The sequence below is a fragment of the Haloplanus sp. GDY1 genome, from assembly GCF_023703775.1.
Classification (GTDB): Archaea; Halobacteriota; Halobacteria; order Halobacteriales; family Haloferacaceae; genus Haloplanus; species Haloplanus halophilus.
In genome coordinates this window covers 1,773,064-1,791,565 of sequence record NZ_CP098514.1, presented here as the reverse complement: position 1 = coordinate 1,791,565, position 18,502 = coordinate 1,773,064, and the positions used below count along the sequence as shown (strand labels likewise).

At 72.4% G+C, this 18,502-nt stretch carries 21 protein-coding genes; 12 read left to right on the top strand and 9 right to left on the bottom strand.

Translation table 11 applies throughout. The features are described from left to right. The first annotated feature begins 2 nt into the window (after nucleotides 1-2). From NBT67_RS09555 to NBT67_RS09530, 6 genes are read left to right on the top strand one after another with little or no spacing between them, the layout of a single operon-like run. Nucleotides 3-854, top strand: a complete 852-nt coding sequence (locus NBT67_RS09555; RefSeq protein WP_251341492.1) for a TorD/DmsD family molecular chaperone — start codon at nucleotides 3-5, stop codon at nucleotides 852-854. Continuing rightward, on the top strand, nucleotides 851-1,894 hold the full coding sequence (locus tag NBT67_RS09550; RefSeq protein WP_251341491.1) for an ethylbenzene dehydrogenase-related protein: 1,044 nt from the start codon (nucleotides 851-853) through the stop codon (nucleotides 1,892-1,894). Before NBT67_RS09555 ends, NBT67_RS09550 begins: the two co-directional genes overlap by 4 nt. Next, nucleotides 1,891-2,745 carry a HEAT repeat domain-containing protein gene (locus NBT67_RS09545; RefSeq protein WP_251341490.1) on the top strand — a complete coding sequence of 285 codons (855 nt, stop codon included), beginning with the start codon at nucleotides 1,891-1,893 and terminating at the stop codon, nucleotides 2,743-2,745. Before NBT67_RS09550 ends, NBT67_RS09545 begins: the two co-directional genes overlap by 4 nt. Beyond that, on the top strand, nucleotides 2,742-3,347 hold the full coding sequence (locus NBT67_RS09540) for a hypothetical protein (RefSeq protein ID WP_251341489.1): 606 nt from the start codon (nucleotides 2,742-2,744) through the stop codon (nucleotides 3,345-3,347). The genes NBT67_RS09545 and NBT67_RS09540 overlap by 4 nt, the downstream gene beginning before the upstream one ends. 1 nt (nucleotide 3,348) lies before the next feature. Continuing rightward, nucleotides 3,349-4,668, top strand: coding sequence for a P-loop NTPase (locus tag NBT67_RS09535; protein WP_251341488.1), 1,320 nt, complete (start codon nucleotides 3,349-3,351; stop codon nucleotides 4,666-4,668). Next, nucleotides 4,655-5,092, top strand: coding sequence for a molybdopterin-dependent oxidoreductase (locus NBT67_RS09530; RefSeq protein ID WP_251341487.1), 438 nt, complete (start codon nucleotides 4,655-4,657; stop codon nucleotides 5,090-5,092). Before NBT67_RS09535 ends, NBT67_RS09530 begins: the two co-directional genes overlap by 14 nt. On the opposite strand, the gene NBT67_RS09525 is transcribed toward NBT67_RS09530, so the two are convergent. The 4 genes from NBT67_RS09525 to NBT67_RS09510 are packed head-to-tail and all read right to left on the bottom strand — an operon-like array spanning nucleotide 5,089 to nucleotide 7,404. Continuing rightward, on the bottom strand, nucleotides 5,089-5,280 hold the full coding sequence (locus tag NBT67_RS09525) for a DUF7987 family protein (RefSeq protein WP_251341486.1): 192 nt from the start codon (nucleotides 5,278-5,280) through the stop codon (nucleotides 5,089-5,091). The two genes, NBT67_RS09530 and NBT67_RS09525, sit on opposite strands and share 4 nt — an antisense overlap. 30 nt (nucleotides 5,281-5,310) lie before the next feature. Then, the gene (locus NBT67_RS09520; RefSeq protein WP_251341485.1) at nucleotides 5,311-5,610 is read right to left on the bottom strand and encodes a DUF8036 family membrane protein; all 300 of its coding nucleotides are present in this window, start codon (nucleotides 5,608-5,610) and stop codon (nucleotides 5,311-5,313) included. A 1-nt stretch (nucleotide 5,611) separates the two neighbouring features. Further along, on the bottom strand, nucleotides 5,612-5,884 hold the full coding sequence (locus NBT67_RS09515; protein ID WP_251341484.1) for an ArsR/SmtB family transcription factor: 273 nt from the start codon (nucleotides 5,882-5,884) through the stop codon (nucleotides 5,612-5,614). Between the two features lie 50 nt (nucleotides 5,885-5,934). Continuing rightward, entirely contained in the window at nucleotides 5,935-7,404 is a 1,470-nt protein-coding gene (locus NBT67_RS09510; protein WP_251341483.1) for a molybdopterin-dependent oxidoreductase, read from the bottom strand. A 189-nt stretch (nucleotides 7,405-7,593) separates the two neighbouring features. Here NBT67_RS09510 and NBT67_RS09505 point away from each other — a divergent pair, with 189 nt between their 5' ends. Continuing rightward, complete coding sequence (locus NBT67_RS09505; RefSeq protein ID WP_251341482.1) at nucleotides 7,594-8,775, top strand: MFS transporter; 1,182 nt, start codon at nucleotides 7,594-7,596, stop codon at nucleotides 8,773-8,775. On the opposite strand, the gene NBT67_RS09500 is transcribed toward NBT67_RS09505, so the two are convergent. After that, complete coding sequence (locus NBT67_RS09500) at nucleotides 8,725-9,801, bottom strand: NAD(P)/FAD-dependent oxidoreductase (protein WP_251341481.1); 1,077 nt, start codon at nucleotides 9,799-9,801, stop codon at nucleotides 8,725-8,727. The genes NBT67_RS09505 and NBT67_RS09500 overlap by 51 nt on opposite strands. 72 nt (nucleotides 9,802-9,873) lie before the next feature. Here NBT67_RS09500 and NBT67_RS09495 point away from each other — a divergent pair, with 72 nt between their 5' ends. Then, on the top strand, nucleotides 9,874-10,551 hold the full coding sequence (locus NBT67_RS09495) for a TenA family protein (protein ID WP_251341480.1): 678 nt from the start codon (nucleotides 9,874-9,876) through the stop codon (nucleotides 10,549-10,551). Here the strand turns inward: NBT67_RS09495 and NBT67_RS09490 are convergent. Further along, on the bottom strand, nucleotides 10,548-11,969 hold the full coding sequence (locus NBT67_RS09490) for an MATE family efflux transporter (protein WP_251341479.1): 1,422 nt from the start codon (nucleotides 11,967-11,969) through the stop codon (nucleotides 10,548-10,550). The two genes, NBT67_RS09495 and NBT67_RS09490, sit on opposite strands and share 4 nt — an antisense overlap. Before the next feature lie 82 nt (nucleotides 11,970-12,051). Here NBT67_RS09490 and NBT67_RS09485 point away from each other — a divergent pair, with 82 nt between their 5' ends. Then, nucleotides 12,052-12,195 (top strand): hypothetical protein, encoded by a 144-nt coding sequence (locus NBT67_RS09485; RefSeq protein ID WP_251341478.1) that lies wholly within the window; start codon nucleotides 12,052-12,054, stop codon nucleotides 12,193-12,195. A gap of 27 nt (nucleotides 12,196-12,222) precedes the next feature. On the opposite strand, the gene ddh is transcribed toward NBT67_RS09485, so the two are convergent. Continuing rightward, a complete protein-coding gene (ddh, locus tag NBT67_RS09480) occupies nucleotides 12,223-13,161 on the bottom strand; it encodes a D-2-hydroxyacid dehydrogenase (protein WP_251341477.1) in 939 nt (312 codons plus the stop codon). Nucleotides 13,162-13,328: 167 nt separating this feature from the next. Here ddh and NBT67_RS09475 point away from each other — a divergent pair, with 167 nt between their 5' ends. The 3 genes from NBT67_RS09475 (at nucleotide 13,329) to NBT67_RS09465 (ending at nucleotide 15,586) form a co-directional block, all read left to right on the top strand. After that, nucleotides 13,329-14,942: a thiamine pyrophosphate-requiring protein gene (locus NBT67_RS09475; RefSeq protein WP_251341476.1), complete on the top strand. Its 1,614-nt coding sequence runs from the start codon at nucleotides 13,329-13,331 to the stop codon at nucleotides 14,940-14,942. A gap of 106 nt (nucleotides 14,943-15,048) precedes the next feature. Next, entirely contained in the window at nucleotides 15,049-15,282 is a 234-nt protein-coding gene (locus NBT67_RS09470; protein WP_251341475.1) for a DUF2061 domain-containing protein, read from the top strand. Nucleotides 15,283-15,325: 43 nt separating this feature from the next. Then, entirely contained in the window at nucleotides 15,326-15,586 is a 261-nt protein-coding gene (locus tag NBT67_RS09465) for a hypothetical protein (protein ID WP_251341474.1), read from the top strand. Between the two features lie 39 nt (nucleotides 15,587-15,625). Here NBT67_RS09465 and NBT67_RS09460 read toward each other — a convergent pair whose 3' ends face one another. Beyond that, nucleotides 15,626-16,468 (bottom strand): aldo/keto reductase, encoded by an 843-nt coding sequence (locus NBT67_RS09460; RefSeq protein WP_251341473.1) that lies wholly within the window; start codon nucleotides 16,466-16,468, stop codon nucleotides 15,626-15,628. A 50-nt stretch (nucleotides 16,469-16,518) separates the two neighbouring features. Further along, complete coding sequence (locus tag NBT67_RS09455; RefSeq protein WP_251341472.1) at nucleotides 16,519-18,480, bottom strand: aconitate hydratase; 1,962 nt, start codon at nucleotides 18,478-18,480, stop codon at nucleotides 16,519-16,521. Nucleotides 18,481-18,502 lie beyond the last annotated feature (22 nt).

Genomic DNA, 18,502 nt, shown 5'->3' with positions numbered 1-18,502 from the left:
CCATGTCAGACCACCACGACGCGGACGAGGCAGCGGGCGGCGAGGAGCGACGGTCCTCGGGAACGGACGGCGAGGAGCGACGGTCCTCGGGAACGGACGGCGAGGAGCGACGGTCCTCGGGAACGGACGGCGACCCGACCCGCCACGCGGCCCGAGCGGCGGTGTACGCCGCCCTCGCGGGCGCGCTCGGCTACCCCGACGACGTCGCCGTCGCCGAACTGACGGCCGACGAGACGGCGGACGGCCTGCGGGGGGCGGCCGAGACGCTCGACGGCCTCGACGACGAGGTCGAGGGGTTCGTCGACGCGTTCGCGGCCGTCGACGCCGAGGGGCTCAGGCGGGTGTACGACGACCTGTTCGGCGTGCCCGACGGCGACGGCTACCCGGTCGTCCCCTACGAGGCCGAGTACACCGTCGGCGACGAGGTGAGCCACAAGCAGCGGCGCGTGGCGACCGTCTCCGGCCTGCTCGACGCCTTCGGCCTCGACCTGTCCGACGGGTTCGACGAGCGCCACGACCACGTGGCGCTCGAACTCGAACTGATGCAGGTGTTGGCGGGGCGGCGGGCGGTCGCCGCCGACGCCGACCTGGACGACGAGGCGTCGACGCTCCGGGAGGCGGAGGCGACGCTCCTCTCTCAGCACCTCCGGAGCTTCGTGCCGGCCTTCGCCGCGGAGGTGCGGGCGGCGCTGGCCGACCGCCACGGGGGCGGCGCGGACGACGACGCCCTCGGCCCCGCGGCGACCGCCTACCGCGCGACGGTCGACCTCGCGGAGGCGCTGGTCGAGACGGACGTCGAGGCCCACCCGCCGGGGCTGGCGGTCCCGGACGACGAGGGGGGTGAGGCGCCGTGATCGCTCTCGACCGGCGGGCGGCGGCCCGTGCGACGGTCGTCGCCCTCGTCGTCGCCCTCGGCGTCTCGACGGCGCAGGTGGGCGTCGCGGCCGTGGCGACGAGCGGCCAGCAGCCGATGGCGGTGGCCGACACGGTGCCCCGGCAGGCGACGGCGCCGGCGTGGTCCGAGGCGCCGAGCCGGACGGTCCAGCTCAGCAGACAGCGGATGGCGCTCCCCTTCGGCGGCGGGAGCGTCGACGAACTGACGGTTCGGGCGATGGGCAACGAGAGCCACGTCGCCATCAAGCTCTCGTGGACCGACCCGACGAACGACACGAGCATCGCGGCGCCGCGGTCCTACGCCGACGCCGCCGCCGTCATGCTCCGCACCGGCTCGCAACCCCCCATCACGATGGGCGCCGCCGGCACGCCCGTCGACATCTGGTACTGGCGGGCGAGCTGGGAGTACGGGCCCCGCGACGGCACCGCCGACTGGACCGGCGACATGTACGCCTACCCCCACCCGAACGAGACGACGAAACCCGGTGCCGCCGCGGGCAATCCCCTCTCGAAGCGGGAGTACGACCGCCTCGCACAGAACTACTACGCCAAGGGGTACGGCTCCCTGAGCCACGCCCCCGCCCAGAACGTCCGGGCGGACGCCACGCGCACGGCCGACGGCTGGGAGGTGGTGTTCGTCCGCGAGCGCTCGACGGACGGCCAGTACGACGCGAGCCTGAACGGCGAGCAGGTGTATCTCGCCTTCGCGGTCTGGAACGGGAGCGCGGACGAGGTGAACGGTCAGAAGTCCATCACGCTCCAGTTCAGCACGCTCGATCCGTCGTCCGGCGAACTCGCGGCCGCGGGCGGCGGCTCCGGCGGTGGCGGCGGTGCGAGCGGTGGCGGTGGCGCCACCGCCGCCTCGACGGGCGGCGACGCGGCCACCTCGGGAGACGCGCCCTTCATCTCCGAACAGTTCCGCGACGGCCTGCTGGCGGTCCTCGTCGCCACCGTCGTCGCGTGGGCCTTCGCCTACCGGAGCATCAGGAGGGACGGATGACCGACGACCCACACGCCAACTGGAGCGCGCGGGGGCGGGCGCCGGCGGCCGACGAGGCGGCGCTGCGTGACCGCCTCGACGCCGACGACGCGGCGGCGCGGCGCGAGGCGGCGCTGGGTCTCGTCGACGCCGCGACGGACGGCCTCGACGCCGCGACGGTCGACGCCCTCGCCGCCCGCGTCGGGGACGACCCCGACGCCGACGTGCGGCAGTTCGCGGTCGAGGCGCTCGGCAACGCCGGCGCCGCGCCGGAACGGCTCCGGGCGGCGACCGGCGACGACGACGAGTGGGTGCGCGCGGAGGCGGTCGTCGCGCTCTCGCGGGCCGAGGGCGAGGCGGCGACCGACCCGCTCCGGAACCGCCTCGACGACCCGAGCGGGTTCGTCCGGCGGAACGCGCTGGTCGCGCTCGGCAAGCTCGGGGCGGCCGACGCGGACCTGCTCCGCGAGTGCCTGAAGACCGACGGCCACGCCTCGGTCCGGGAGTACGCCGCGGAGTTCCTGGGTCACACCCCCGGGACCGTCGCGGAGACGGTGACGGTGCTCGCGGCGGTGCTGGCGCGGGACCCCGAGGCGCTGGTGCGGGCGAACGCGGCGACGAGCCTCGGCCGCCTCGGCACCGACCGCGCCGTCGAGGCGCTGGAGACCCAGGGAATCGACGACCGATCCAGCGACGTCCAGCGGGCGGCGAAGCGGGCCATCGCCGACGCACGGGGTCGCGACCCCGACGCGGTGGACGTGGAGGTTCCGTCGCCGGCGCCGCCCGGCGGGGGCGACGGCGAGGGCCCGCAGTTCGAGACGGGGAGCACGCCCCGTGCGGTCGACCGATCACCGCGGAGTGACAGACCATGACCGAGGAGTACGAACTCGACGCGACCGGCGGATCGGGCGGCGAGAACGGCGGCGACGCGGACGGCGACGGCGCGCGGGAGTCCCTCGGCGTCGCCGTCCCCGACGACCACGTCGCGGCGTTCGTCGCCGAGGCGTTCGAGGACGCGGAGCGGGACACCGACTGGGCCGAGGTGGTCGAGAGCGTCGTCGCGGACGACGCCCGCGAGGCGTGGGCGGCGCTCTCGGCCCGCGAGCAGGCGGCCGAACTGCTGGAGATGGCGGCCGAGTACGACGAGCGCGCGGTCGAGCGACTGGCGGCCGTCCCGCTGGACCGGGCGGACCTGTCGGGCGAGGCCCGCGAGCGGTTCGCGGACGCGAAGCGGTGCCGGCGCAACGCCGACCGCATCCGCGACGGGGTCGCCGACGGGTTCGCGGCCGGCCGCCTCGACGAGTCGGACCTGGTCGGTGCGCTCGAAGCCGTCGGCTTCGACACCGACACCATCGCCGAGCGCGAGGACGCCCTCGAGGCCGTCGACGGGGCCTACGACGTCGACTTCCGGCCCTACGGCGGGACCCTGGTGGACGAGGACGACGGCGGCGTCCCCGAGGGGGAGGTGTGGTGAGATGCGCGAGGAGTGTGGCTGTGGCGGGCACGGGGACGGCGACGACCCCTCGCTCCGCGACCGGATCGAGGCGGCGCTCTCGGACGTCGAGGATCCGGACCTCGGCGCCGGGGTGCTGGAGTCGGGGCTCGTGACCGGCCTGTCGTGTCGCGACGGCGAGGTTCGGGTCGCCGTCGAGTTCGCGGGACTCCCCGCGCCGGCGGCCGAGGAGGTCGAGGCGTCCGTCCGGGAGGCGGTCCTCTCGGTGCCGGGCGTCGAGGGCGTCCGCGTTGACGACGGGGAGCGCCCCGCGAGCGGCCGGCCGCAGGGTCACGACGCGGGACGGGGCGACGGGACGGTCCCGCTCCCGGACGTCGACCGCGTCGTCGCCGTCGCCAGCGCGAAGGGCGGCGTCGGGAAGACCACGGTGGCCGTCGCGCTGGCCCGGGCGCTCGACGCCGCGGGCGAGTCGGTGGGGCTGTTCGACGCCGACCTCCACGGGCCGAACGTGCCGGCGCGCCTCGGCGTCTCCGGCCCCGTGACGACGACGGAGGCCGGGGACGCGGCGCCCGTCGACGCCGACGGAATCGCGACCATGAGCGTCGGGTTGCTCGCTGGCGACGACCCGGTGGCGTGGCGGGGGGCGATGGCCCACGAGGCGCTGACGGACCTCTGTGCCGAGACGGCGTGGGGCGACCTCGACACGCTGGTGGTCGACCTCCCGCCGGGGACGGGCGACGTGGTGCTGACGAGCCTGTCGGCGCTCCCGCTCACCGGGGCCGTCCTCGTGACGACGCCCGATCCCTCGGCCGTCGGCGACACCGTCCGCAGCGAACGCCTGTTCCGCGAGGAGGGCGTCCCCGTCCTCGGCGTCGTCCCCAACATGACCGCGGCGACGTGTCCGGACTGCGGGACCGAACACGCCGTCTTCCCGACGAGCGACGTCGGCGAGGCGTTCTCGGCGCCGGTCCTCGACTCCTTCCCGGTCGACCCGGCGCTCGCGGACCCGGAGACGGCCGGCGACCGGGCGGCGGAACTGGCGCGGGCCGTCCGCGAGGCGACGGCGACCGACCCCGTCCCGCCGGAGGCGCTCGACCTCCGGGGCGTGCCCGCGCGGGCGGCCCGGGAGCAACTCGGCGCCGAGCGGGCGGCGCTCGACCCCGGCGAGTCGCTGCGGTTCGTCACCGCGACGGCGCCGGCGGCGGTCCGCGAGGCGCTCCCGGACGGGGACGACCCCCGGGTGATCGACCGCCTCGGCCCCGAGCGGTGGCTGCTCGAACTGCCCGCCGAGAGCGACGCCGGTGCCGGTGCCGGGGAGGTGACCGCCCGTGGCGGGGAGTGAGGCCGCCGCCGACCGGCGCGTGACGCTCGACGGCGTCGGTCCCGTCGACCTCGGGGCGGCGCCGCGGACGGCCGTGAGCGCCTCCTTCCGGTGTGCGAGCGGCGACCGGTGGACCGGCGAGTGGCGGGGCGTCCCGGTCGGGTGGGTGCTCGACCGACTGCCGGAGGGGTGTCCGGCCACCCACCTCCGGATCCACGGCCCCGACGAGCACGTCGCCTGCGTCGCCCTCGCGGACGCCGTCGGCGGGGTCCTCGCCGAGGCGCGGGTCGACGGCCCGGCGCGGGCGGGCGACGGCGGGTGGCCGCGGTTCGTCGCACCCCGGATCGTCGGCGCGCGGACGGTCAAGCGAGTGCGCCGGCTCGAACCCGTGGCGCTGGCGGCGGGCGAACGCATCGAGGAGTACGAACGGCTCGAAACGGGTTAGTCCGCCGAGCGTCGCCGCCGCCACTCGTTGACGAGCGTGGGGGCGAGGACGCCGATACCGATCAGCGCGACGAAATCGAGGACGGAGTTCGTCGTGACCTGCTGGACCAGGTACCAGGCGGTGAGCCCGAGAACCATGAACAGGACGATCACCTTCGTCTCGGTCGTGAGGAGGGCGTCACGAGCCATACCGGGAGACGGGGGCCGAGCCACTTCACCTCACCGCATCGTCACGTAGGTGAGGAAGGCGAGCGCGACGAACTGGAGGGCGCGCATCGCGAGGACGGCCGTCTGGGCGCCCGGATCGGCGGCGTAGAGCATCCCGGAGCTGAAGAAAAAGCCGATGGCCACGACGTTCTCGACGGCGAGGACGAGGGCGAAGGCGACGAGGCCGAGCGTGAGCGGTGTGCCGAACTGCCGGTAGTTGCGCCACCAGACGGAAAGCAGGGCGGCGAGCAGCGCGATGTTCAGCGCCGAGAGGGCGCTCGCGATGGTCAGGGTGGGGGTCATGGGTGCCATGTCAGACGTGCTCCGTGATCTCCTCGAACCGGTCGCGATGGCTGTCGAACCGGTCGGTGAGGAAGTAGAGTCGGCCGTACTCTTGGTCGCCGCTCTCGATCACGCCGTGGTCTTCGAGCATGTCGAGGTGGTGGCGGACCGAGTTGTAATCGAGGCCGAGTTCCTCGTGCAACTGGTTGGCGTTGCGCGGCCGCTCGTCGAGGAGGCGGATGATGCGCGCGCGGTTCTTCCCGCCGCGCGTCCCGGCGAGCAGATACCAGAGTGCCTTCTCCATCGGCGGCCGTGGTGTGGTGGTGGTGGCGCGGGCAAAACTGTTCGCCCGGCTCACAGCGCGTCGGGGTCGACCGACCGGCTGACCCACCCGCTCGGCCCGCTGGGGAAGGCCCGCCGCTCGTCTTCGGGCTGGAGGGTGCCGGTGCCGTCGATAGCACGGACGACCACCTCGTGGGGGCCAGTGGCCTCGTAGCGATACACCCACTGGCGCCACACGTCCTCGCCGGGGAGCGGGGTGGAGAGGTCGGCCTCGGTCCAGGTGTCGCCGCCGTCGGTCGACACCTCGACCGACTCGATCCCCCGGGTGCCGGCGTAGGCCGGCCCGGCCACTTCGATCCGGCCGTCGTCGAGGCGGTTCGTCGCCCACAGCTTCGCGACGGTGTTCACGGGGCCGGTGCCGTGCCAGCCGCGCTCCTCCCAGTAGCCCGTCGCCGGTTCGTCCAGAATCTCGATCTCGGTGAGCCACTTGACGTTGATCTCGCCCCAGTGGCCCGGGATGAGCGCCCGGGCGGGCGCGCCGTGGGCGCGGGGGAGCGGTTGTCCGTTCATCCCCACCGCGAGGAAGCCGGTTTCGAGCGCCGCGACCGGGAACTCCTCGTAGTAGCCGTCGGCCGCCCGGAGCATCACGTACTCCCCCTGGAGGTCGGCCGGCTCCAGCAGGCCCATCAGCGGGACGCCCGTCCAGACGGCGGTGTCGAGTTTGCGCCCGTTGAGCGACTCGCCGACGCAGCGAAGCGTCTCGAACCGGTGTTCGTGTTCCATCGCCTCGACGTCCGCGAAGGTGTAGGTCGTCTCCTCGCCGACGGCGCCGTGGATCCGCAGCGACCAGTCCTCGCGGGCGGGATCGGGGTCGACGTTGGCGATGTCCACCCGGTAGAAGTGATCGCTGACGAGGGGTTCCAGCCCCTCGACTGCGAGCGACTTCCCCTCCGCCTCCGCGAGGAGGGCCGCCACGTCGTCGGGGACCGGCGTCGTCGGGGTCGGGTCCGAGGGTGCGAACGCCCGTCGGCCGCCGACCCCGAGGGCGGCGACGGCGAGGGCGGCCGCCCCCGAGAGGAGCGCGCGCCGACCGTCGTCGGTCGGGGTGCCCGCGTCGCCCCCGAGGTCCGCGACGGTCGCGACGAGCGCCGCGCCGACCGCCGCGCCGACCGCCGAGTCGAGCGCGCCGGCGAGGACGCCGGCGACGGCGCCGACGGCGAGGGCGACGGCCGCGGGCGCGAGCAGCGGGCGGTCGATCCGGGCCGCGGCCAGGCGGCCGGCCGCGACGACGACGCCGAGGAGGGCCGCGGTGACCGCAAGCCCCGACGCGTACGCCAGTTTGCTCCCCAGGTCGCCGAGGACGGTGATGGCGAACGTGACGAGGACGCCGGGCGCGAGCGTGACGGTCAGGTTCGCTATCGGCGCCGCGACGAAGGCGGGGGCGTCGCCGACGACGGCGTACGATCCGGCGACGGCGGCGACGCCGCCCGCGAGGGCGACGGCGGCGGCGAGGAGGCGTCGCCGCCACGCCGCCGGGGTCACGGCGTCCCCTCCGGCCGCGGGTCACTGGCGCGTCGTCCCGGGTCGTGTGTGGGGTCCATACTGCCCCGGACGCGAGCGACGGAGTAAGCGATTTTCCAAGGTTCGCCCGAACTCCGTCTAGAATTCGTCGCAACTTCGAGCCCGAAAGACAGTAGGGGGTGGATCACGGCCTTCCGACGACGGAGAGTCGTGTCCCGAACTCGCAGTCGCGTCGCGCTCGCCGGCGTCGTGTACGCCACCCTGCTGGCACAGGTCCTCCTCTACCCCGGGATCGACGCGCTCGTCGGCGCGCTCGGCGCCGAGACCGACCTCGACGCGAGCATGTGGTTCCTGGCCGCCGAGTTCGCGGCCTTCGTCGTCTTCGCCGTCCCCTGGGGGATGGCGAGCGACGCCGCCGGCCGGCGGATCCCCTTCGTCGCCGCGGGCGCCCTCCTCGGCGCCGTCGGCTACCTGCTGCTGGCGACTCTGCCGGTCAGTTTCGACCTCCCCTTCGCCGCCGTGCTGGCGCTCCGGGCGTTCCAGGGCGCGGCGACCGTCGGCGCCTTCTCGCTGGCCATGACGATGCTCATGGATCTGGAGGGGACACACGGCCGCAACATGGGAGCGACGGGCATCGCCATCGGCCTCGGGACGGCCACCGGCGCGCCACTCGGCGGCGTCCTCTACGGCTTCGGACCGTTCGTCCCGCTGTACGCCGCGAGCGGGGTCTTCCTCCTCGTCGCCCTCTGCGTGCCCTTCGTCGTCGACCGGGCGCCGTCGGCCACCGACCGGGAGTCGCCGTTCGCCGGCCTCCGGCGGACGCCCCGGCTCGCGCTCCCCTACGCCTTCGGCTTCGTCGACCGACTCACCGCCGGCTTCTTCTCCCTGGTCGGGACGCTCTACTTCCGCACCGTCTTCGGGTTGAGCCCCGCCGCGACGGGCGCGACGCTCGCGCTGTTTTTCGCCCCCTTCGCCCTCCTGCAGTACCCCTTCGGCGTCGTCTCGGATCGGATCGGGCGCACCGTCCCCATCGTCGCGGGGTCGGCGCTGTACGGCGGCGCGGTGATCCTCGTCGGCGTCGTGCCCTCCCTCCGGGCCGCGCAGGCGGGGATGGTGCTGGTGGGCGTCCTCGGGGCGCTCATGGTGCCGGCGACGCTCGCGCTGGTGACGGACCTCGCGGACCCGACGGAGCGCGGCGTCGCCATGGCCGGGTTCAACATCGCCGGGAGCGTCGGCTTCCTCGTCGGCATCGTCGCCGGCGGCCTGGTCGCCGACGCCTACGGCTATCGGACGGCGTTCCTGGCGGTCGGCGGCCTCGAACTCGCGCTGGCGGCGGCGACGCTACCGGCGTTCCTGCGGGTCGAGCGCGGGCCGACGGCCGAGAGCGGTTAGAGCGTCCGCGACCCGCTCGCCGGTGTCGAGGCCGCTCCGGAGCGCGGCGTGCAGGCGCGCCTCGCCCGCCACCCAGTCGCCGACGACGTAACACCCGGCGTCCTCGGCCGCGCCCCGGGCGCCGCGCCGGAGCCCCGACTCGGGGAGCGCGTACCGCCAGTCCTGGTGGTCGGTCCAAGCGGGGTCCGAGAGCCGCTCGTCGTCGAGCAGTGCGGCCGCGTGGTCGGCCAGAGCGGCGACGTTCTCGCTCGGGTCGGCGTCCGAGCGCTCGACCGACCACTCGTGGTTCGCCTGCACGACGAGCACCGACTCGCCGTCGGGGACGTGGCCGGGCTTGCACGACTCGCGGGCGACCCACCCCACCGCGTGTTCCTTGTCGGCGTTCACGAGCGCGTAGTACGGCCGGTCGAGGTCGAACCCGTAGCCCAGCACGGCGGTCCAGACGGCGCGGTAGTCGACGTCCCGGGCGGCCGCCAGCAGGTCGGTCCGGGCCTCCTGCTCCCAGTCCGCGGCTTCGAGCAGCGCCGCGGTCCCTGGCGCCGGCGGGTTGAGGAGGACGACGTCGAAGGGGCCCCACCGCTCGCCCGCGTCGTCGGCGAGCGTCCACGCGTCCCCGGTTCTCGTGAGCCCCTCGACCCGCGTTCGGCGGTGGACCGTCGCGTCGGTGGCGCCGAAGAGGTGTTTCGCGAGGCGCGTCAGCCCGGTGCGGTAGGTCCACTTGCGCCCGTCGGTATCGCGGCCCTCGCTCACGGTCCCGGTGCGGTCGAAGGCGTAGACGTCGCCCACGACGTCGACGAGGCCGTCGTCGAACGTCGTGACGAGGTCGACCACCTGATCGTCGTCGTCCCTGAGGTAGTTGGCGCCGTAGTCGTAGGTGACGTCGCCGCGGCGGCGCGTCGCCGCGCGGCCACACAGCCCGCCCGACTTCTCCAGGACGGTGACGGAGGCGTCGGGAACCGCGCCGTCGAGGACGTACGTCGCCGCGGCGGCGGCCGCCCCCGCGCCCACGATGCCGATGTCGGTCATATCCTCACTACGGCCGGAGGGACAAAACGCCACGGACCAAACTCTTTGTCGGTCGCCGCCGGAGCGTCGCGTATGGCTCCGCCGGACACGTTCGACGCGTACGCCGAGGGGACGGAAAGCGCCCGGCCGACCGACTGGCTCCGCGAGCGCTCGGAACCGGACTGGACCGCGGCCGTCGACGGCCGGTTCGTCCGCGAACTCGCCGCCGGCGACCTCTCCGACGACGCCTTCCGCCGGTATCTGGAGCAGGATTTCGCCTTCGTGGAGACGCTGGTGGGCACCTTCGGCCACGCCGTCGGCGAGGCGCCGTCGATGGCCGCGAAGGCGCGCCTCGTCGGCTTCCTCGGGACGCTCACCGACGAGGAGAACGACTACTTCGAGCGGTCGCTGGACGCCCTCGACGGGGACCGAAACGCCGACCCGACGGCGACCACGCGGGCCTTCGTCGACCTGCTGGAACGCGCCGGCCGCGAGGGCGGGTACGCCGAGACGCTCGCGGTGCTGGTGCCCGCCGAGTGGGTGTACGCGACGTGGGCCGGGGCGGTCGAATCGCCGCCGGCGCGGTTCTACCTGTCGGAGTGGGTCGACCTGCACGCCACCCCCGAGTTCGTCGACTTCGTGGGGTGGCTCCGCGAGGAACTGGACCGGGAGACGGCGGCCGCCTCGCCGCGCCGCCAGCGCCGCATCGACGCGCTGTTCCGGCGGACGGTCGAACTGGAGCGGGACTTCTTCGAGGCGGCCTACGACTAGTCGTCGGCGCCGGCCGCCGCGTGCGTCCGCCCGACCGCCTTCCAGCGGTTCGAGCGAACGCGGGCGACGTTGCACGCGGCGGGGACGGCCGCCTCGACGACCATCGCGGCCAGCAGCGCCGCCGCGCCGAGCGGCGTGACGAGGCCGAGCGCCGCGACGGGGAGCGCACAGCCGTACCGGCCGAGGAGGGAGGCCAGGAAGGGGTAGCGGGTGTCGCCCGCGCCGCGGAGCGTCCCGGTCGCGGAGCCGTCGACGCCGAGGAAGACGACGCTGGCGGCCGCGGTGGCGACGAAGGGGTCGGCGACGGCGAGGACTGCCGCGTCGTCGACGAACAGGCCGGCGACGTGCCCCGAGAGCGCGAGGACGACGGCCGCGGCGACGACGTACACCGTCGCGGAGAGGCGGACGATGGCCCGGGCGTAGGCCTCCGCCTCCGCCTCGTCGCCGGCGCCGAGACGCTGGCCGACGAGCGTGCTCGCGGCGATGGAGAAGCCCCACGAGAAACTGTCGATCAGGGTGCGGACGCGGCGGGCCACCTCGTAGGCGGCGACGACGGCCGGGCCGAAGGTCGCCGCGATGGCCACGAGGGGGAAGGCGACGAGCGTCTCCGCGAGGCGTCGGGCCATCAGGGGCGCCGAGACGCCGAGCAGCCGACGGCTGAGGTGGCCGATCCCGTCGAACCGGAGCGTCTCACGGGTGACGGCGACGGGGCAGGCCCCGCGGCCGAGGTACGAGCGGCCGGACAGCCCCCACGCGAAGACGAGGGCGACGACGCCCGTCGAAACCGACGTCCCGAGGGCGGCGCCGGCGACGCCGAGGCCGTAGCCGAAGATCAGGGTCGCCGAGAGGGCGACGTTCGCGAGCGCACCCCCGGCGCGGACGGCCATCGGCGTCAGCGTGTCGCCGACGCCGGCGTAGGTGCGACTGGCGATCAGGTTCGGGAACTCGAAGAGCAGGGCGGGCGCGACGAGGGCGAGGTAGGTGGCGGCGTGGCCGAGCGGGGCCGGTTCGGAGCCGAGGACGGCCACCAGGTCGGGCGCGAAGGCGGCGTACGTGGCGGCGATGGGCGCCGCGAGGACGAGCGCGGCGACGAGGGAGACGCCGACGGCGGCGCTCGCCCGGGCGGCGTCCTCGGCGCCGTAGGCCTGCGAGACGAGCGTGACCGTCCCGCCCGCGAGGCCGATGCCGAGGAACTTCCCCACCTGCCAGTAGGCGTTGGCGAACGCGAGGCCGGCGACGGCCGCGGCGCCCACGTCCCACCCGACCATCGCCAGGTCCACGGTGGACTTGGACATGATGGCGAGGCCGGTGACGATCCGGGGCCACGCCAGGTCGACCGTCTCGCGGAGGCGACGGGGGTCGATGACGCCGGCCCGGTCGAGGGCGCGGGCGAGCGCATCGAGGGGAGAGCCGGCCATCGAGCGCCGTTACCGCGGCGGCGTCTTGGAGGTTTCCACTCGCCCCAAGACCTATCTCCCTGCCGGCGGAACCCGGGCGTGTATGCTCCAGGCGGAACTCGAAGTGTGTCGCGACTGTGGCAACGTTCACATGGAAGGTGGGGCCGGCCCGGACGACGTCGACGAGTGTGCGGTCTGTGGGGAGCGCGTCGACGAGGTCGAGTTCGACGACCTGATCAGCTTCTGAGGCGGCCGCCGTCCCCGTGTCTCGCCGTCAGGCGACCCGGTTCCGGAGGTCCTCGCCGGCCTGGTACTGGTCGAAGATCTCCATCACGAGGTCGGCGATGTCGAGGTGGTAGCGGTTGGTCGCGGAGCCGCGGTGCGGGGAGATGATGACCTCCTCGAAGTCCCAGAGCGGGTTGTCCTCGGGGAGGGGTTCGGTCGTGAAGACGTCGAGGCCGGCGCCCGCAATCGCCCCGGCGTCGAGGGCGTCGATCAGCGCGTCCTCGTCGACGATGGGGCCGCGGGCGACGTTGATCAGGTAGGCGTCGTCGCGCATCCGCTCGAACTCCGGGGCCGAGAACATCCCCTCGGTCTCGGGGGTGTGGGGGACGGCGATGGCGACGAAGCGCGCGTCGGCGATGGCCTCGTGGAGGTCGTCGGGGTGGTAGATCTCCGAGACGCCGGGGACGGACTCGTCGGAGCGGCGGACCCCGACCACGTCCATGCCGAGGGCGTCGGCGCGGGTGGCGATGCCCCGGCCGAGGGTGCCGAGGCCGACGACACAGAGCCGCTCGTTCTCGACGGTGAACGGGCGCTCGTACTCGGGTTCGAACCAGTGGTTCTCGTTCTGGTGGTCGCGGTAGATGTGGAGCATCCGCGCCAGCGACACCATGTAGCCGACGGCGATCTCGCCGACGGTCGTGTCGTGGATCCCCGTGCTGTTGGTGAGGGGGACGCCCGCCGCCTCGTAGGCCTCGGTGTCGAACTCGTCGTAGCCGGCGCGGATGCAGTGCACCCACCCGGCGTCGAGGAAGGCGTCGCGGGGGCGGAACGACGCGACCGCGTCCGTGCGGTCGAACGCCTCGTCGTCGCCCACGATCTCGACCGGCACGTCGAGGTCGGCGAACGCCTCGGCGAACCCCTCGGCCGGAATCTTGGTCGACACCGACTCGTGTACGCAGAGCCGTTCGAGTTGCTGCCGTTCGGACATATGTCCGAAAACCGGACTCTCGCTATTCAACGTTTCGACAGATGACGACCGATGATTAGCCGTCTGTCCTCCGAATCTTCGACAAATGACGACTTCCGTTTAGGTAACTGTCCTTATCTTTAATAAAAATTAACTTTACAATCCCGGAGTTCGTCGGTAGCCGTAGGATGAACGTAACCGATGCAATCGCGGAAATCCTGGCCGAGGAAGGTGTCGAACACCTGATCGGTTTCCCGAGCAACCCCCTCTTCGACGAGAACGCGGCGGAGGAGGCGGGCATCCGATCCATCGTCGTCCGGCAGGAGCGAACCGGTGCCCACATGCTCGACGGCATCGCGCGCATCACCTCCGGCGATCAGGTCGAGGCGTTCGCCTGTCAGCACGGCCCCGGAACCGAGAACTCGGTCGGCGGGATCGCACAGGCCTACGCGGAGTCGGCGCCCATCGTCGCGCTCCCGGCGGGCTACTCGCGTGCCAAGACCAACACCGACCCCAAGTTCAGCTCGCTGATCAACTACCAGGCGGTCACGAAGACCACAGAGCAGTTGACCGACCCCGACGCGACCGAGGAGACGATCCGGCGGGCCTTCCAGGCGGCGCGCAACGGGCGTCAGCGCCCCGGTCTCGTCGAGATTCCGAAGGACGTGTTCGGCATGGATGCCGGCGACGTCGACTACGAGCCCACCTCGTCGACGCGGACGGCGCCCGACCCCGCGGCCGTCGACGACGCGGTCGACGCCCTCCTCGACGCCGACCTGCCGGTCATCAACGCCGGGCAGGGCGTCCACTACGCGAAGGCGTGGGAGCCCCTGCAGGAACTCGCCGAACTGCTGGAGGCGCCCGTCGCGACCACGCTCAACGGCAAGAGCGCCTTCCCCGAGGACCACCCGCTCTCGCTCGGCGCCGGGTCGAAGAGCGAGCCCCGACAGCTCAACCACTTCGTCACCGAGGCCGACGTCCTCTTCGGCATCGGCTGTAGCTTCACCAAGACCGCCTACGGCATCACGCCGCCGACCGAGGACAACACCCTCATCCACTCCACGAACGACCCCGGCGACGTGGACAAGGACGTGAAATCGGACCTCGCGGTGATCGGCGACGCGAAACTCGTCCTCGAAGCCGTCGTCGACGAGATCCGGGACCGGATCGACGACGAGAACTTCGGCCGGTACGACGACGTGACCGACGAGATAGCGACCATCGAGGCGGCGTGGCTCGACGACTGGCGCCACGCCCTCGAATCCGACGAGACGCCGATCAACCCCTACCGCGTCGTCCACGAACTCGACCGGACCCTCGACAAATCGGAGGTCGTCGCCACCGCCGACGCCGGCAACGCCCGCGACTTCATGGCCCCCTTCTTCAACGTGACCGAGCCCCTCTCCTATCTCGGCTGGGGCAAGACGACGCAGTTGGGCTACGGACTCGGCCTCATGATGGGCGCGAAACTCGCCAAGCCCGAGAAGACCTGCGTCCACGTCATGGGCGACGGCGCCATCGGCATGGTCGGCATGGACTTCGAGACGGCCGTCCGCGAGGACATCCCCGTCCTCGAGATCGTCCTCAACAACTTCGAGATGGCGAGCTACGACACGCCGTTCTCGGGTCACTACGCCGACTTCGCCGAGTCCATGGGCGGCTACGGCGAACGCGTCGAGGATCCGAGCGACGTCGCCGCCGCCATCGAGCGCGGCGTCGAGAAGACCAAAGAGGGGACCCCGGTCCTGCTGGAGTTCCTGACCGCCAAGTACACGGAACTCTCGCGGCCCGACCTCGACTAGCGGGAGCCGCTGTTTCGGCCGGGAGATAACCGTTCGAGGTTACTTCGAGGAAGATATGTTATTGCTAGTGGTTACATTTAGGTATCGGACGTCCGTACTGTGAGACATGTCATCGAGCGTTGCGGTCCGACGGCCGAGACAGGCGCGGCGCCGGGCGCTCGTCAAGACTCTCTGCTATCGGGCCCTGATGGTCGCCGTCACGGTGGTCGTCGCGTGGGTCGTCGTCGGCGACGTCGGCGACGCGGTGAGCGTCGGCCTCGTCGCCAACCTCGTCAAGACGGGGACCTACTACGCGTACGAACGGCTGTGGGACCGGATCGCGTGGGGACTCGGCCCGTGAGCCGTGGGAAAGCCTAACGAACGTCCAGCACGTAGGTGGACCGATGGCCTTCGAACTCGGCTTCCTCGTCGGGTCGCTCGCGATCCTCGGGGTGGTCCTCTACGTCACGCGGATTCGAGGACCGAGCCTTCCCCACGAGACGGCGCCGTCGGAGGGCGAACCGGGGCCGACGGAGGACGACGGCGTCCGCCCCCCACCGACCAGGGCGGTCGAGCAGTGCGAACTCTGTGGCGAGAACCCGGCGACGCGATCCGTCAACGACATGCAGGTCTGCATCGAGTGCGACGAGGACCTCCTGGCGTAGCCCGTCCCGCGCCGCGCGCCCGGTCCGCGAGCGACGGCCTCACTCCGCGATGCCGTAGACGTCGTCGGTCCAGTCCCGCGTCGGCGTGTCGTAGACGGGGTGGTTCCGATCCCGGTCGTCGAGTCGAGCCAGGTCGTCCTCGTCGAGTTCCCAGTCGAGGACGTCGGCGTTCGCGCGGATGTGGGCCGGCGTCGACGACTTCGGCACCACCGTGACGCCGCGCTGGAGCGCCCACCGCAACACGACCGCGGCCGGGGATCGGTCGTACGTCGCCGCCAGGTCCTGCACGACCTCGTCGTCGAAGATTTCCGTCCTGGCGAGCGGGGCGGCCGCCTCGACGGCCACGTCCGTCTCGCGGCAGTAGTCGACGAGGGCCGGCCGCTGGAACCAGGGGTGGAACTCGATCTGATTGACCGCGATGGGCACGTCCGTGACCCGCTGGGCACAGCCGAGCTGGTACGCGCTGAAGTTCGAGACGCCGACGTTCCGGACCAGCCCCCGGTCGTGGAGCGTCGCCATCGCGTCGAGCGACTCCCGCAGCGAGACGGCCGGGTTGGGCCAGTGGATCAGGTACAGGTCGAGATACTCCACCCCGAGTCGGTCCAGCGAGGCCTCGCAGGCCTCGATCAGCGACTCGTAGCCGAGGTTGCTTGGCAGCACCTTCGAGGTGAGAAACAGGTCGTCGCGGTCGGCGTCCGCCAGCCCCGCGCCGACGGCGGCCTCGTTGCCGTACCCCTCGGCGGTGTCGACGTGGGTGTAGCCGGCGTCGAGGGCCGTCCGCACCGCCTCCTCGGCGGTCTCGCCGTGCAGGTCCCACGTGCCGAACCCGAGGCGTGGCAGTTCGTCGCCGCTCGGCAGCGTCCGCGTCGGAACGGAGGTCATACCCGGGCCACCGTGCGGCGGGCAATTGAAACTACGGGTCCTCGCGCGGATCAGGCCCCTTCGCTCCCCGAGGCCCCGCCCGCGAACTGCTGGCGGGTGTGGGGGAGCTTCCCGCCCGCGGCGAGCAGTTCGCGTTCGCGCTCGTTGGCGTCGAGGCCGACCGTCGCCTCCCAGTCGTCGTTGACGCGGATGGTGAACTCCTCCGCGCCGGACCGGACGGCCGCGACGGCGTCGTCGACGATCTCGACGTCGTCGCCCTGCTCGATCCGCTCGTAGGTCGCCTCGTCGATGGTCAGCGGCAGGAGCCCGAAGTTGATCAGGTTGGACCTGTGGATGCGGGCGAACGACCGCGCGAGGACGGCGTGGATGCCCAGATACATGGGACAGAGCGCGGCGTGTTCGCGGGAGGAGCCCTGTCCGTAGTTCTCGCCCGCCACGAGGAAGCCGCCGTCCGCGTCCATGGCCCGCTCGGCGAACGTCTCGTCGACGCGCGCGAGCGTGAACTCCGAGAGCTTCGGCACGTTCGAGCGGTAGACCGACACCTCCTGCGTCGCCGGAATCACGTGGTCGGTCGTGATGTTGTCGGGCATCTTCAGCAGCGCCGCCCCCGTCAGATCGCTCCCCAGCGGCTCCTTCAGCGGCACCTCGTCGATGTTCGGCCCCTTGACGAGTTCGTCGTCGACGGCCTCGTCGGGCATGATGAGATCGGACTCGCTGGTGCCGATGTACGACTCGGGCATCTCGAAGCCCGGCGCCTCGACGCCGTCCAGGTCGCGGGGGTCCGTGATCTCGCCCGTGAGCGCCGTCGCCGCCGCTACCTCCGGAGAGCAGAGGTAGACGGCGTCGTCTTCCATCCCCGAGCGCCCCTCGAAGTTGCGGTTGAATGTGCGGACGCTCACCGAGTCCGAGGCGGGGACGTGACCGGCACCGATGCAGGCGCCACACGTCGCCTCGGAGACGTTGACGCCCGCGGCCATCAGTTCGGCCGTGAACCCGTTGCGCGCGAGCATCTCGGCGGCCTGCTTCGATCCGGGAGCGACGATGGTCTCGACCCGCTTGGCCACCTCGCGGTCGTCGAGCATCTTCGCCACCGGGAGGACGTCCTCGTAGGCGCCGTTGGTGCAGGAGCCGACGAGCACCTGATCGGCGTCGGTGCCCGCCACCTCGCGAACCGGCACGACGTTGTCCGGCATCGACGGACAGGCGATCAGCGGCTCGATCTCGGCGAGGTCGACGACGATCCGGTCGTCGTACTCCGCGTCCGCGTCGGGTCGCACCTCGACGTAGTCCTCGGGGCGCCCCAGTCGCTCGAAGAACTCCTTCGTCCGCTCGTCGGTCGGGAAGATGGAGGTGGTCGCGCCGAGTTCCGTCCCCATGTTCGTGATGACGGTGCGCTCGTGTGCCGAGAGGCTCTCGACGCCCGGGCCGGTGTACTCGAACACCTTGCCGACGCCGTACTTGACCGAGAACCGCCGGAGGAGTTCGAGGATGACGTCCTTCGCGGTCGACCACTCGGACAGTTCGCCCTCCAGGCGGACCTCGACGACCTCGGGCACGTCGAGGTAGAACGGCGCGCCGCCCATCGCGGTGGCCACGTCGAGGCCGCCGGTGCCGATGCCGAGACAGCCGAGGCCGCCCGCCGTCGGCGTGTGCGAGTCGGCGCCGAGCAGCGTCTTGCCCGGCGCGGTGAAGTTCTCCTTGTGAACCTGGTGCAGGATGCCGGTGCCCGGCCGCGCGAAGTACGCGCCGTAGGTGCCCGCCGCCGACCGGAGGAAGCGGTGGTCGTCGGAGACCTTGAAGTCGGGTTGGTAGGTCTGGTGGTCGCAGTGCTGGCCCGCCACCTCGACTTGCACCTCGTCGAGCCCCAGCGCCTCGAACTGGAGCCACGCCATCGTCCCCGTCAGGTCGTGGGCGATGGTCTGGTCGACCTCGATGCCGACCTCCGCCCCGGTCTCGACCTCGCCGTCGACGAGGTGGTCCGCCAGGATCTTCTCCGTGAGTGTGTGTCCCATGGTCGATCTACCCGGGCCTTGC

Coding starts and splice junctions, on each gene's coding strand:
- NBT67_RS09555 (WP_251341492.1), top strand. CDS start 3: ATGTCAGACCACCACGACGCGGACGAGGCAGCGGGCGGCGAGGAGCGA.
- NBT67_RS09545 (WP_251341490.1), top strand. CDS start 1,891: ATGACCGACGACCCACACGCCAACTGGAGCGCGCGGGGGCGGGCGCCG.
- NBT67_RS09540 (WP_251341489.1), top strand. CDS start 2,742: ATGACCGAGGAGTACGAACTCGACGCGACCGGCGGATCGGGCGGCGAG.
- NBT67_RS09535 (WP_251341488.1), top strand. CDS start 3,349: ATGCGCGAGGAGTGTGGCTGTGGCGGGCACGGGGACGGCGACGACCCC.
- NBT67_RS09525 (WP_251341486.1), bottom strand. CDS start 5,280: ATGGCTCGTGACGCCCTCCTCACGACCGAGACGAAGGTGATCGTCCTG.
- NBT67_RS09520 (WP_251341485.1), bottom strand. CDS start 5,610: ATGGCACCCATGACCCCCACCCTGACCATCGCGAGCGCCCTCTCGGCG.
- NBT67_RS09515 (WP_251341484.1), bottom strand. CDS start 5,884: ATGGAGAAGGCACTCTGGTATCTGCTCGCCGGGACGCGCGGCGGGAAG.
- NBT67_RS09500 (WP_251341481.1), bottom strand. CDS start 9,801: ATGACCGACATCGGCATCGTGGGCGCGGGGGCGGCCGCCGCCGCGGCG.
- NBT67_RS09495 (WP_251341480.1), top strand. CDS start 9,874: ATGGCTCCGCCGGACACGTTCGACGCGTACGCCGAGGGGACGGAAAGC.
- NBT67_RS09490 (WP_251341479.1), bottom strand. CDS start 11,969: ATGGCCGGCTCTCCCCTCGATGCGCTCGCCCGCGCCCTCGACCGGGCC.
- NBT67_RS09485 (WP_251341478.1), top strand. CDS start 12,052: ATGCTCCAGGCGGAACTCGAAGTGTGTCGCGACTGTGGCAACGTTCAC.
- ddh (WP_251341477.1), bottom strand. CDS start 13,161: ATGTCCGAACGGCAGCAACTCGAACGGCTCTGCGTACACGAGTCGGTG.
- NBT67_RS09475 (WP_251341476.1), top strand. CDS start 13,329: ATGAACGTAACCGATGCAATCGCGGAAATCCTGGCCGAGGAAGGTGTC.
- NBT67_RS09470 (WP_251341475.1), top strand. CDS start 15,049: ATGTCATCGAGCGTTGCGGTCCGACGGCCGAGACAGGCGCGGCGCCGG.
- NBT67_RS09465 (WP_251341474.1), top strand. CDS start 15,326: ATGGCCTTCGAACTCGGCTTCCTCGTCGGGTCGCTCGCGATCCTCGGG.
- NBT67_RS09460 (WP_251341473.1), bottom strand. CDS start 16,468: ATGACCTCCGTTCCGACGCGGACGCTGCCGAGCGGCGACGAACTGCCA.
- NBT67_RS09455 (WP_251341472.1), bottom strand. CDS start 18,480: ATGGGACACACACTCACGGAGAAGATCCTGGCGGACCACCTCGTCGAC.